We start from the raw sequence: 12,931 nt of genomic DNA on the forward strand, positions 1-12,931 counted from the left end.
ATGCATATTCCTTTTATATGGTCTGGAGCGAGATACGAGTCGAAGCATAGAAGAGATTTAACATCTCTGCAAGGTTTATCTCTAGGTGAAATAGATGAGCTCCCGTCCATCCTCATATCGAGAATCGCTCATGAGCTAAAAGCAACTCCGAAGCAAGCGTTGGCTGATGTCCATAAAGCTTTCAAAAAAGCTGCCGATTTATTTGGTTCAGCTACGCTAGATGGAGAGAGTCCACAAGATTATGTACGTCATGTACATTTGATATCAGGCGTTCCGCTGAAGGCGATTGAATCCTCGGTAAAAGAATTAAGTCATGCCTTGGCTACAGCAGAACAGTATATTACCGGAAGTGCTCCAAATTTGGCTCCTATATATACGGAAAATGCTTCACGAGAAAATAAAACAGCCTATTGGGTACCGAAAGGCCAAATTTTATCTGTTATCGCGCCCGGTAATAATCCGGCCGTGCACAAAGCCTGGATTGAAGCGCTGGCAGCAGGTTATAAAATTTTATTGCGGCCCAGCGCGAAGGACCCTTTTACACCTTACCGCCTGATCCGTTGCCTGTTAGCTGCCGGGATATCTCCCTTTATGATTGCTCTAGTTCCTGGAGATCATTCTATTGTCCAAGCCATTGTAGACGCAGGCGATCTTGCACTCGTATTTGGAGATCGTAATACAGTCGAGCAATACAAAGGCAATCCAAAAGTGATTACCCGAGGACCGGGCTATTCAAAAGTATACTGGCACTTTGAAGCAAGCAATCACGACCTAATTGCACATGCTCAAGCGAGAGATGTGATTGTTCGCTCCGTCGTAGATGGTGGAGGAATGAAGTGTACCAATGCAAGTGGGATTGTCGTGAATAAAGCTCATCTTCATGAGCTAGATGAAATCGCGCTGCAGCTAAACGGGTATGGCTCGAATGGTTTGCTAGATTATACAAGTGATCTTCCCGTATTTAGGTCAGATAAAGCCTATGCAATTAGAGACTATGTTCATCAAATATTTCATTCCACCGACATCCTTTGGAAAAATGTGAAGGATGAAGAATGGATTATAGACTATGGAGACGGTACAGCCGCACTTTCTCCCTTATTGGTCCATATCAATCATCTACCCGATCATATTCGGTATATGGAGCTGCCCTTTGCCTGTAGCTGGGTATACACACCTGAACCAGATGAGGTCCGCCAAACTCTGAAATCCACCTTGGCACTAAGCCTGCTAACGGAGGATCAGGATTTGATCCATTGGGCTATTACCGAACCGACGATTAAAAAATTAGTAATCAATAATGCACCGACATGGACTACTCACGATATGGTTCCTCACGACGGCTTTATTACAGAACATCTTTTTATTTCAAAAGGTGTAATTTAGGAGGGGAAATATGAGTATTCAAACATCTAAAAAACTTGAGTTGATTGATTTATCTATTGCTTTTTCCAAAGGGATGCCTAAATATAGTGCGGACTGGTTTCCAAAGTTTACGTTTGATGAAGTAGCTCCGGAAACGATGACGGCCGCAGACTGGAAACGACGCTTTACCATTGTATCTTTGTTCGCACATAATGGCACTCATGTAGAGTCTTCCGACCATGTGTTTCGTGATGGAAAAACAATCGACCAGGTTCCTCTACAACACTTTGTCGGGTATCCCGTTTTGATTGACCTGACCGATATTCCAGATCAAACCGAAATTTCAGCAGATCTCCTCAAGCATAGAATGGCTCCTCTCGCTATAGAAGAAGGCGAAATTCTGTTATTCCATACAGGCTACGATGATAGAGAATGGGGAAAGGAAGGCTTTTGGGATCGCTCCCCTTGGCTCAGTGCAGAGGCTGCGGCTTATATTGCCTCCTTAAATCCTGTTTTCATAGGGCTGGATTTTCAAACTGAGAAACCCGCTGAGAAAAACTTTGTGGTGCATAAAAATATAGTTTCACAGGGCGCGGTTCTATGCGAGTATTTATTTAATTTAGATCAGCTCAACTCTGACACTTTATTCGTAGCCCTGCCAATCAAAATTTCCGATGTAGAAGCTTCACCTGTTCGAGCGATTGGCATCAAGGGATTAAGGGGCTAGATCATTACCATGGCGAAAAAAATATGCATAATTAGCGGTGCAGCCAGAGGGATCGGGAAAGCCACGCTCTATAAATATGTCGCAGAAGGATATACATGTATAGCAGTTGATAGGGATCTTAACGCTTTAGAGCAATTAAAAGCAGAGGTATCCACAGAAAAAGCTGCTTCGATAACAACATGGTGTGTGGATCTTCTGCATGACCAAAAAGAGTTGAAGGATCAGCTTGCTGATTATGTACCCGACACAGAAACGCATCTGACCTTAGTCAACAATGTAGGCGGTTCTCAAGAGAAACGGACGCCTTTTCATGATATTTCATGGGAAAGCTTTAATTCATCTTTTGTTTTTAACTTGAAGCCTGTTCTTCAATTGACACAAGCTTGCTTTCCCGTAATGAACAGAAATCAGAGTGGGAAAATTGTGAATATATCTTCAATATCTGCCCGTAAAACGCTAAAAAATGTAGGTGCGGATTATTCCGCGTCCAAAGCGGCTGTCATTGCTGTTTCCCGGCATTTGTCCTATGAATTTGCCGAGCATGGAATTCTGGTGAATACAGTATGCCCTGGAATTATCGGAACCGATCGCATCCTTCATAGATGGCAAAATCGTGAAGAGAAGATTAATCATGAGGTGCTGAGCGGTATACCATTACTTCGTTTGGGGACGCCGGAGGAGGTAGCCGAGGCTGTTTATTTTCTGGGTTCAGAAGCAAATCAATATATTACAGGAGCTGTTCTGGACGTGAACGGTGGAATGTATACGCCTTAAACCAAACCTGCTTGAAAGGGTGAACATGTTGCAAAATAACAGAGTGGCATTAGTTACAGGCAGCTCCAGAGGTATCGGTGAGGAAATCATTCGAAAGTTATCTGAGTCCGATATGGATGTAGTGATTACGTATCATAGTAATAAGCAGCAAGCAACTCATTTGTTGGATACCATCAAAAAAAACAATCGAAACGGGTTATTGGTACGGCTTGACCTGAGAGACGAGTCCAGCATTCTTCGGGCTTTTGAGGAGATTGAAAAGTATTATGGGAAACTGGACATTTTAGTTAACAATGCAGGGATTGGAGTTCCCCAACCCATTGAACAGCTGACGCTAGAAGAATGGAATCATACCTTAACGATTAACCTTACCGGAGCATTTTTGTGTACCCAATATGCTATTCCGCTGCTTAAAAAAAGCGAAGAAGGCAGAATTATTAATATTTCCTCTGTTGCGGCTTTAACAGGAGGAAGCTTCGGCCCTCATTACGGCGCTTCCAAGGCTGGATTGATTGGATTAACTAAATCCTCAGCCCGCGAGCTGGCAAAATACAATATTAGTGTGAATGTGATCGCGCCAGGCCCGATTGCTTCGGAAATGACAGATTCGTTAAATGACGCTGTGATGGAAGGGATAATTGGGAATACGCCGCTGGGTCGCTTGGGTAAAAAATCCGAGGTAGCGGAGCTTGTGCTCCAGCTGGCCAATCCGCAAATTGGTTATCTCACTGGACAAACCATTGTCATGGATGGCGGACGCTATATGCAATAATTGCATACATTTAGGATGATCCAATGTGTAGGCATATGGCTCCTTTAAAAGTCGCTAATTTAGCGGCTTTTTTTATCGCTACAAGTTGTACCACGTCGAAAATAGAACTTACTTCGATTGCCGTAAACTCCATGTAAGCGTTTGACATATTGGAATATCAATCTATAATTATGAACAGAATTGGACACGCCGAGATGGGAGAGTCCTTAGGAGAATGGGTCGGAATGACACTAAAAAAAAGAATCTTTTTATTGTTTTTTCTTAGCGCGTTTATTCCCTTTATCAGTATATTTGCAATTTCTTATTATACCATTGACTCTATTTTTGCGAATAAAATCAATGACGGAATTAGGAGCAATCTACAACAGGTAACTTCATCACTGGAAAATTCAATTACCAATCTGAATCATGTTACTCAGCAATTATCATATAGCGGTACTTTAGGCAAAAAACTGGATGAAGTCTTGAAACCTTCCTCCAATATAATTGAATTGATTGAGGCTAGAGATGAATTAAAGAATGAGTTAAATGTTGTAACGTTTACTAATCCGAATATAGGCTTGACCTTATATTATTTCCAGAAAGAAGGCGCTACACAGTTCGCTAACTTTCCCATCAAAGATCGTTTTGCCCCTGAGTCTTTGCCTGTGCTTTTCAAATCTTATGGAATCGCGTACTATGGTCCCCATATCAGTATGAACCGATTTAATGATCAGCTCGTTTTATCTGCTATGCGAAAGGTGCAACTGCCTCAAAGGGACGATGTATATGTATACGTAGAATCCGGCTTTCGCCTTACGCAGGATATACTGGGTTACAACCAATACCAAGGAGCTTTATCGCATTTGATCCTGAATGGTGAGGGTCAAATTGTTTACAGTGAAATTCCGGAAACGATGAAAGTGGGGGAGAATTTCTTCAGCTTATCAAAAAGTGCTGCAAAAGATGGAATATCCCGTGACTATCATTGGTTTAAGGAGGACTCCGCTCAGAATTGGAGCGTCATATCAGTAATATCACAGGCTAAGTATCAACAGGAGAAAAACCAGTGGTTGCTTCAAATAGTACTGGTCGCTTTATTTTTTCTTGGCTTTACTGTATTTCTTGCTTGGCTTCTGTGGAAGATGGTATACAAGCCACTCGGTCTGTTCCATTCGGAAATTAACGGAATGTCTCAGAATCCACAAGAGGCAGGTAGCCAGACCCGCACTCATATTCCCGAGTTCGATTTTCTATTGGGCGAATTCTCAAATATGCAGCATCAAATCGGTGACCTGTTCAAGGAAGTACAGCAGAAAGAGAAGATCCGTGCAGATTTGGAAGTAGAAAAATTGTTATATCAGATCAATCCTCACTTTCTGATGAATACGCTAGATACCGTACACTGGCTGGCCGTCATGAATGGACAAGGAGAGATTGACAAGTTGGTACAATCTTTAAACAAGCTGTTGTATTACAATTTGGGTAAATTAGGGCAAGTATCGACGATGGAAGAAGAAATTGATGCGCTAAGACAGTATCTAGTCCTGCAGCAAATTCGATATGACTTTGAATTTGACGTGCGTATTTCAGCGGATGACCATGTGCTTCAAATACCTGTGCCTCGTTTTATTCTGCAACCGTTGGTTGAAAATTCTCTCTATCATGGACTGAGTGACGAAGGTTTTATTCAAATTGAAGTTACACTCACCAAAACGCTGAATATCCTGATACAGGATAATGGAGCCGGCATGACCGAGGAAGCGATTCAAAGACTCTTGAACAATCGTATAGCAGAACATAAAAAAGTAGGGATGGGCATCGGACTCAATTATGTTCACCGCATGTTGAGGGCACAGTACGGAGATCAAGCACAACTGGTGATCGAAAGTGAATTGGGTACAGGGACAAGTATTCTGCTCATACTTCCTATCAAAGGAGAAGATGTTCGGGGATGATTAAAGTATTGATTGTGGATGACGACAAATTGGTACGAAAAGGTATAAGCTCTGCGATGCCGTGGAATGAGTTCAATATGGAAGTTGTAGGAGAAGCAAGTAACGGGTTAAAAGCATTGGATTTTCTAAAATCTCAACCAGTCGATCTGATGTTGACGGATCTCGCGATGCCGGTGATGTCAGGTATTGAACTGATGCGAGCTGCAAGGCAACTCTATCCAGAGCTTCATATTGTCGTATTAACACTGCATCAAGATTTCGATTATATCCAGGAAGCGCTCAGGCTGGGAGCCGTTGACTATATAGCCAAGGTACAGCTTGAGAAGGAGCAATTCGAACATGTGCTGCATCGAATACATACCCGAATTGACGAGCTGGCGAATAGAAAACAAAAGCAGCCGCTGCTGAGCGAGACCAATGTCCATTATCGCCATGTGTATGCCCTTGTTTCACTGGATCGCAAGTTAGGACAGAACTGGCCGATTGAACCGACATCCAATGGAGAAGAGCTCCGATGGGAGATTGAACGGAACAGTTGGATGTGGGCGGCACCCATGGACGTAGGGGATCAGCTGTTCCAAAGACTGAAGGAATCCCTGAACCAAGTCCACCAAAGCGCCTTGCTGATTATATCCGATGTACAAGAGCGAACGTGGTCGCAAATCCAAAACTGGATTATTAATTATACAGAAACTTCCTTATTCTATGCATACGACCCTGATGATCCTGTCATTGCCGTTTCGATGAATGTGGATGACTCACTTCCAATTGAACCGCAGGATGAAGATATGGATCGAATTAAGCAAAGTTGGTTTCTATCACCATGGCCCCATAATGACAGTTACTACAACCAACTGATTGAACAGTTCAAATCACTAAGACTGCATAAAAGCCAGCTGATAGGATTGCTATACTCGATCGTTATGGAATGGAATCACCTTTTTGCCCAGACTAAGCTGGGTAGAATCTCAATGAGCCATTCTTTTCTATCCTGGTACGAGGTAGAAGCTTGGATCAAGCAGACTTCTGTGGGCATTCGTAAGGCAGATGTACAGACTTCGTATTCACAGGAAATTGTAGACGCCGTCAAAAAATCGATCATAATCATGCAAAATGATTTGGACCAAGCCTTCACTGCTTCAAGTTTGTCCCGGCAACTGAACATCAGCCGAAGCTATTTCAGTCAATGCTTCAAGGATCTGATGGGGAAGACCTTTAATGAGTACTCCCGTTTTATACGCATAGAGAAGTCTAAAGAATATTTATTGAATACAAATAACACGATTTTCTGGATTGCGGAGCGAGTGGGTTATACGGATGAAAAATATTTCAGCCGAATTTTTCGCGAATTGACAGGCCTGCTGCCAAGCGAATATCGCCAGCTGGGCAGAGGGGATAAAAAGCGTACTCTTTTATAATTCAGTCAAGCCGACAGATTTCTGATAGGAGCTGCCGGTTTTTTGTTCTTCACTTTGATTAGTAAGTTTGGATAGACAGATGTATGTCGATAGGTAGGATAAATGATTACAAGCTAACGATGACCTCATGCTCTGACATGAAACCGCATACATTTTTCTATCCAAACAGACGTTAAATCCCTATCTCGTTTTGTCTTCATCGAGTTTTATAATGAAAGCGCAACCAACAATGATAGAGAAATATTCACAACGAAGGGGAATCGAATGAGATGACAACTAATTGGTCCGTAAAAAGCAAATTGTTGACGAGACGTCTAGCCGTGCTGTCGTTATCTGCCCTGATGATTTCAACCCTTGCAGCCTGTGGGGCATCATCCAACCCTCCCACTGCGAAGGAAGCGGGCAAATATGAGGTAACACCCGGGGACCCATTCAGTGCCTATAAAGACGAAATAACCGTCACGATGGGTCGTGTGACTACAGCCAACCCGAAACTGCCGGCTGGAGATTCGTATGAGAACAATGCGTATACTCGACTGGTCAAAAAAGCGTTTAACGCTCAAATTAAAGACCAATTTGAAGCGAACGGAGAAGATTACAGCCGTCAGGTTTCGCTCGCCATCGCCTCTGGAGAACTGCCTGACATGATGCGTGTCGATTCCAAAGATGAACTCAAAGAGCTGGTTGATAATGATCTGATTGAAGATATGACGGAAATTTACAAACAGTATGCCACAGATAATATCAAGAATATTTACGACTCTTATGAGGGCCGGGCGTTAGACAATGCGACGATAGATGGACGTTTAATGGCGCTTCCAGCTACTTCCCTAGATTCGGCACCAACCATGGTCTGGCTTCGTCAGGATTGGCTGGATCTACTGGGAATCCAGCTTGACGCAGACGGAGATGGTGCCATCAAGCTGGACGATGTGGAGAAAACGGCCGAGGAATTCTTGAAAAGAGATCCGGGTCAAACCGGGAAACCGGTAGGTATACCCTTTGTGAACACCCTGAATACAACTGACTATAATGGTTCTGCCTATACCATGCTTGGAGTTGCCTCAACAAAGGGTTCATTCCCTCAGTACTGGATGAAGGGTAAAGATGGCAGCATTGTTTATGGCTCAACAACAGAGGAAACCAAGCAGATGCTAGGCGTCATGGCAGATTGGTTCAAGAAAGGCATCATCGATCCGCAATTTGGAACACGCACATTTGATGATATTACTGCACTGTACACCAACGGCCAATGCGGTATTGCTTTTGGACCATGGCATATTCCCGACTGGGGTCTGGGTAACGTGAAGCAGAAGGATAAGAATGCGAAATTCACGGCTTACACTTTGGAGGATGCGGATGGAAAGGTAAACGTGGCACACGCCAATCCAGCTAATCAGTTTATCGTTGTAAGAAAAGGATACGAACACCCGGAACTCGCCGTTAAAATAGTGAACCTTTTCTACGATAAACTGGCAAATGATAAAAATGTGGGAACATCTATGCCAGAAGCTGCCAAGTATCAAGAGAACGGCGTAGACGGTTCTACCAGACCGTTTAATATTGAAGTCAACTCGGCGACCTCGTTACTGGATGACTACTCTGACATCGTTCGCGGGATTAAAGGAGAGATTAGTCTGGATCAGGTCCGGACAACAGAATCAAAGAACAATATTAAAAGTATCCAAACTTACTTGAGCAATATGGATACGGATAACGTAACAGCTTGGTCAAAATATCACTCGCGCATCAACGGAGTGGGACTGATTGACAAACTGACACGGGAAAACAAATTTGTATGGATGACACCTGCTTACTCTGGAACTACACCAAGCATGAAACAGACCTGGGCTAATCTGACCAAGATGGAGCAAGAATCTTTCATCAAAATCGTGACAGGTGCAGAACCCCTGAATTACTTCGATACATTCGTTAGCAATTGGAAGAAGCAAGGCGGTAATCAGGTAATTCAGGAAATTAAAGACGAGGTCGCATCCAAAAAATAAACAATCATGAACGGTTAGCAGGGCTGCGCATTCGCAGCCCTGCTTTAGGAAAGGGGTCCATCCATGAAACAGGGGAATGATAATGCAAAAAGCCGATTGGGCACGGGTGCCATGTATCATCTGATGATGCTTCCAGGTATTTTGTTTTTGCTTATATTCAGCTATGTTCCGATGGTCGGTGTCATCACGGCGTTTCAGGATTATATACCAGCCAAGGGGATGTTTGGCTCTAAATTTGTAGGACTGAAGCACTTTATTTATATGTTTAAGCTGCCGGACATCGCACAGGTTTTTAGTAATACGTTGGTGATTGCCATTGCCAAGATTCTATTGGGAACACTGATGGCTATCATTTTTTCCATTTTGTTAAATGAGATCCGCATTAGATTCGTAAAAAAAACCGTACAGACAATCGTTTATCTGCCACACTTTCTATCCTGGGTAGTTTTAGCGTCTGTGGTTGTTAACATGTTCAGTTTGGATGGAATTGTGAATCAAATTTTGGTTATTTTCGGTCTGGAGAATATTAATTTTCTCGGCAGCAACACCTGGTTCCAGCCGCTGATCATTGGAACAGACGTGTGGAAGGAGTTTGGTTACAGTTCCATCGTCTATTTGGCTGCAATTACTTCAATTGATCCGGGTCTGTATGAAGCGGCAGGAATGGATGGAGCCAGCTGGTGGAGAAAAGTATGGCATATTACGTTGCCAGGCATGCTGCCTATTATCCTGCTCATGGGAGTGATGAGTCTAACCAATATTTTGAGCGCTGGCTTCGATCAAATTTATAATCTGTATAATCCAGTTGTCTATGAGTCGGGAGATATTCTGGATACTTATGTATATCGGATTGGACTCGTTGGGCGACAATATAGTTTCGGTACGGCTGTTGGCCTGTTCAAGTCAGTGATCGGTATTGTTTTGCTATTGTCCGCCAACCAATTGGCCAAAAAATACACTGACCGTAAAATATTTTAAGGAGGCAAACCCTGTGTCATATTCTAAGAGCCAAAAAGGTCGAATAGGCGGGTTAGTCATCTATGCCATTGTCATATTGCTGGCATTGATCTGCCTTCTTCCGTTATGGAATATCGTTGCGATTTCATTTAGCAGCAGCGAGGCCGTATCAGCTAATGCTGTAGGTCTCATACCGGTCAATTTTACAACCGCAGCGTATACGAAAATTATCGATGATGCTCAGTTCTGGCGTTCCTTTGGTATATCTGTTCTACGTGTTGTACTCACACTTCTTCTCAACATGATTCTTATTGTTCTAATGGCCTACCCGCTCTCCAAGTCGAAAAGGGAATTTAGGGGCAGAAATATCTATATGAATATCATGATCTTTGCCATGCTGTTCAGCGGCGGGATGATCCCAAGTTATCTACTGATCAAAAACCTCGATATGCTCAATACAATTTGGTCGCTTGTTCTACCAGGAGCTGTCCCTATATTCAGTGTCATCCTTGTCATGAACTTCTTTTCTGCTGTACCTAAGGCCCTAGAAGAAGCAGCATTCATCGATGGAGCCAGTCCGCTGCAAGTCCTGTTCAAAGTGTATGTGCCTGTGTCCATTCCTGCGTTGGCGACGGTAGCACTATTCAGTATCGTGGGAACATGGAATGATTTCTTCAGTGGGCTGATCTATATGACCCAAGTCAGCAATTATCCGTTAATGACTTATATCCAATCCCTTAATGTGAATATTGCGGAGCTTCTTCAATCCGGCACCAACTCAGCACAACTCAGCAACTTGACTGAAATTTCAAACAAAAATCTAAATGCGGCCAAAATCGTAGTCGCCGTCATCCCGCTGCTGCTGATTTATCCGCTGCTTCAAAAATATTTTGTAACTGGAATTGTTGTAGGATCGGTAAAAGAGTAATTGTATGCTGTTATATCCACAGAGCTTTCAAGATAGTAATGTTGACTTCCTATACTCAAGGCAGTTCTTGATTTTTAGCATTATCGTATTTATTTGCCACCCCTCGAATAGGCTGTATAGACGCCAAAAGATCTGTAAAAAAGCCTAAACGTGGGGAAGTGACCTGATGCCATTATCCGGTGAAAATGCAGTAGAATCGGAAATGATTTCACCTACTGAAGACTTGATGGGTAAACACGATGTATTAAAACGAATTTTTCTTATTCAAGAGGCAGTATTATCCAACTTTTCGTTGGTAGATTCACTTCGGCAAGGCGGATATATTCTCTATGCCAGGCATGCAGAAGCAACACAGGGAATAGATCAACCATACCTTAACTTCCAGAATTGTTCTACCCAAAGGAATCTTTCCGAAAAAGGTAGAAGACAGGCTATAGCCTATGGCGAATTACTACGAAGCTTACGCATTCCCCTTGAACTTCCAATTATCGCTGGCCCTTTTTGCAGAACCCAGGAAACGGCTGCTTTAGCTTTCGGATGGGGAAATATTCAAGTAGATCCTTTTTGGTATCAAATTTATCGATTGAGCGGCGTTTTAAACCCGATAGAACAGGAATGGATATTAAGTTCCCTCAAATCAATCTTGGAAATCCAACCGTCCCCTGGGAGTAATAAGGTCATTATCGCTCATAGTTTCCCAAAGGGGATTGGTTTAGGCGAAATTCCAGACATGGGAACTATCGTTATAAAGCCTTATGGAGTAGGCAAAGGTTTTGAAGTGATCACACAAGTATCTTTAGAGGAGTTAAATACTAAGAACTTCTAAAGATAAAAATAGCAGATTAAGGGTAACGATTGGCAGGGCAGAAGTTGAGCAGGGAGTTAATTTATTCCTTATGCTCGACTTTTTTATGCCTTGCCGCGAAATTCGTATGCGGGATCGACGATGTCATTGCAAATACAGCACCGAAGGTTGGAGACATGTTTTTTCACGTTTAACCATGTTAAAATAATAGAATAATTGGAGACATGGCATGGAGAGAAGGCGGGTTGAATCAATGAAACCAAAACTTAATGATGTTGCACAATTAGCTGGAGTTTCACCGACTACGGTTTCTCGCGTACTTAATAATCGTGGCTATATCAGTCAAGAAACGAAGGATCAAGTTCATAAAGCGATGCAGGAGCTAAATTATTTTCCTAATGATGTGGCTCGGTCATTATTTAGTAAACGAACAAATCTGATTGGATTAATCATTCCAACTACAAACAACCCATTTTTCGGAGAGCTGACTTTTCATATAGAGAATATTTGTGCGTCATTAGGCTATAAGCTGTTACTTTGTAACAGTTTGAATCAGCTAGATAAAGAAGAGTCTTATGTAGATATGCTTATGCGAAATCAAGTTGATGGTATTATCGTTGGTACACACAACCGAGGTATCGTAAATTATGAACAGAAGAATATTGCCGTCATTGCGATCGATCGTTTCCTATCCGATTCAATCCCAGTTGTAGGATCGGATAATTATATGGGTGGAAAACTGGCGTCAGAGCTGCTTATTGGAAAGGGATGCAAGCATATCTTGCACATCAATGGCCCTGTTGAATTGGAAACACCAGCAAACTTAAGAAGAAAAGCATATGAAGATGTGATGGAACAATATGGTCGAGAGGCAATTACCTATGAAGTACATGATCCCTTTCACCAACAGAATCACGATGAACCGATAAAGCGCTTACTTGATGAACATCCTGAAGTAGATGGATTGTTCGCGAGTAACGATATGGTGGCTGCGTCTTTTATTGCTGAAACAAGAAGAAGAGGAAAACGGGTTCCTGAAGATATCCGCGTAATTGGATATGATGGAACAGAAACAACCCGTAATCTTCTTCCTGAATTAACAACAATCCAGCAACCAATACAGGAGATCGCGAGATCTTCCATAGAGTTACTTATTAAAGAAATTGAAGGTGGCTTCAGTGATGTCCCGCGAGAAACCTATCTACCCGTGAAACTTATTGAAGCTAGTACAGCTTAATACCATTT

The 12,931-nt window shown here is 42.6% G+C and carries 11 protein-coding genes; all 11 read left to right on the top strand.

Going from position 1 to position 12,931, the window contains the following annotated elements:
* The 11 genes from FKV70_RS25525 (at window position 1) to FKV70_RS25575 (ending at window position 12,923) form a co-directional block, all read left to right on the top strand.
* Window positions 1-1,383: an aldehyde dehydrogenase family protein gene (locus FKV70_RS25525; protein ID WP_142614946.1), complete on the top strand. Its 1,383-nt coding sequence runs from the start codon at window positions 1-3 to the stop codon at window positions 1,381-1,383.
* 10 nt (window positions 1,384-1,393) lie between these two features.
* Window positions 1,394-2,089 carry a cyclase family protein gene (locus FKV70_RS25530; RefSeq protein ID WP_142614947.1) on the top strand — a complete coding sequence of 232 codons (696 nt, stop codon included), beginning with the start codon at window positions 1,394-1,396 and terminating at the stop codon, window positions 2,087-2,089.
* Window positions 2,090-2,098: 9 nt separating this feature from the next.
* On the top strand, window positions 2,099-2,863 hold the full coding sequence (locus FKV70_RS25535; RefSeq protein WP_142614948.1) for an SDR family NAD(P)-dependent oxidoreductase: 765 nt from the start codon (window positions 2,099-2,101) through the stop codon (window positions 2,861-2,863).
* 25 nt (window positions 2,864-2,888) lie between these two features.
* The gene (locus FKV70_RS25540) at window positions 2,889-3,635 is read left to right on the top strand and encodes a 3-oxoacyl-ACP reductase family protein (RefSeq protein ID WP_142614949.1); all 747 of its coding nucleotides are present in this window, start codon (window positions 2,889-2,891) and stop codon (window positions 3,633-3,635) included.
* A 224-nt stretch (window positions 3,636-3,859) separates the two neighbouring features.
* The gene (locus FKV70_RS25545) at window positions 3,860-5,572 is read left to right on the top strand and encodes a sensor histidine kinase (protein ID WP_063212010.1); all 1,713 of its coding nucleotides are present in this window, start codon (window positions 3,860-3,862) and stop codon (window positions 5,570-5,572) included.
* On the top strand, window positions 5,569-6,990 hold the full coding sequence (locus FKV70_RS25550; RefSeq protein WP_142614950.1) for a response regulator transcription factor: 1,422 nt from the start codon (window positions 5,569-5,571) through the stop codon (window positions 6,988-6,990). The genes FKV70_RS25545 and FKV70_RS25550 overlap by 4 nt, the downstream gene beginning before the upstream one ends.
* A 269-nt stretch (window positions 6,991-7,259) precedes the next feature.
* Window positions 7,260-8,996, top strand: a complete 1,737-nt coding sequence (locus FKV70_RS25555) for a type 2 periplasmic-binding domain-containing protein (protein ID WP_142614951.1) — start codon at window positions 7,260-7,262, stop codon at window positions 8,994-8,996.
* A gap of 63 nt (window positions 8,997-9,059) precedes the next feature.
* Window positions 9,060-9,974, top strand: a complete 915-nt coding sequence (locus FKV70_RS25560; protein ID WP_064797173.1) for an ABC transporter permease — start codon at window positions 9,060-9,062, stop codon at window positions 9,972-9,974.
* A 13-nt stretch (window positions 9,975-9,987) separates the two neighbouring features.
* Entirely contained in the window at window positions 9,988-10,881 is an 894-nt protein-coding gene (locus FKV70_RS25565; protein ID WP_064797172.1) for a carbohydrate ABC transporter permease, read from the top strand.
* A 166-nt stretch (window positions 10,882-11,047) separates the two neighbouring features.
* Window positions 11,048-11,707: a histidine phosphatase family protein gene (locus tag FKV70_RS25570; protein WP_244310849.1), complete on the top strand. Its 660-nt coding sequence runs from the start codon at window positions 11,048-11,050 to the stop codon at window positions 11,705-11,707.
* Window positions 11,708-11,939: 232 nt separating this feature from the next.
* Window positions 11,940-12,923 carry a LacI family DNA-binding transcriptional regulator gene (locus FKV70_RS25575; RefSeq protein ID WP_167669755.1) on the top strand — a complete coding sequence of 328 codons (984 nt, stop codon included), beginning with the start codon at window positions 11,940-11,942 and terminating at the stop codon, window positions 12,921-12,923.
* Window positions 12,924-12,931 lie beyond the last annotated feature (8 nt).

The sequence above is a fragment of the Paenibacillus ottowii genome, assembly GCF_006874425.1.
Lineage (GTDB): Bacteria > Bacillota > Bacilli > Paenibacillales > Paenibacillaceae > Paenibacillus > Paenibacillus ottowii.

Bases quoted from the DNA above. Each gene is read 5' to 3' on its own strand.
- FKV70_RS25560 (WP_064797173.1), top strand. From the start codon at position 9,060: ATGAAACAGGGGAATGATAATGCAAAAAGCCGATTGGGCACGGGTGCC.
- FKV70_RS25525 (WP_142614946.1), top strand. From the start codon at position 1: ATGCATATTCCTTTTATATGGTCTGGAGCGAGATACGAGTCGAAGCAT.
- FKV70_RS25530 (WP_142614947.1), top strand. From the start codon at position 1,394: ATGAGTATTCAAACATCTAAAAAACTTGAGTTGATTGATTTATCTATT.
- FKV70_RS25540 (WP_142614949.1), top strand. From the start codon at position 2,889: ATGTTGCAAAATAACAGAGTGGCATTAGTTACAGGCAGCTCCAGAGGT.
- FKV70_RS25555 (WP_142614951.1), top strand. From the start codon at position 7,260: ATGACAACTAATTGGTCCGTAAAAAGCAAATTGTTGACGAGACGTCTA.
- FKV70_RS25545 (WP_063212010.1), top strand. From the start codon at position 3,860: ATGACACTAAAAAAAAGAATCTTTTTATTGTTTTTTCTTAGCGCGTTT.
- FKV70_RS25550 (WP_142614950.1), top strand. From the start codon at position 5,569: ATGATTAAAGTATTGATTGTGGATGACGACAAATTGGTACGAAAAGGT.
- FKV70_RS25570 (WP_244310849.1), top strand. From the start codon at position 11,048: ATGCCATTATCCGGTGAAAATGCAGTAGAATCGGAAATGATTTCACCT.
- FKV70_RS25575 (WP_167669755.1), top strand. From the start codon at position 11,940: ATGAAACCAAAACTTAATGATGTTGCACAATTAGCTGGAGTTTCACCG.
- FKV70_RS25535 (WP_142614948.1), top strand. From the start codon at position 2,099: ATGGCGAAAAAAATATGCATAATTAGCGGTGCAGCCAGAGGGATCGGG.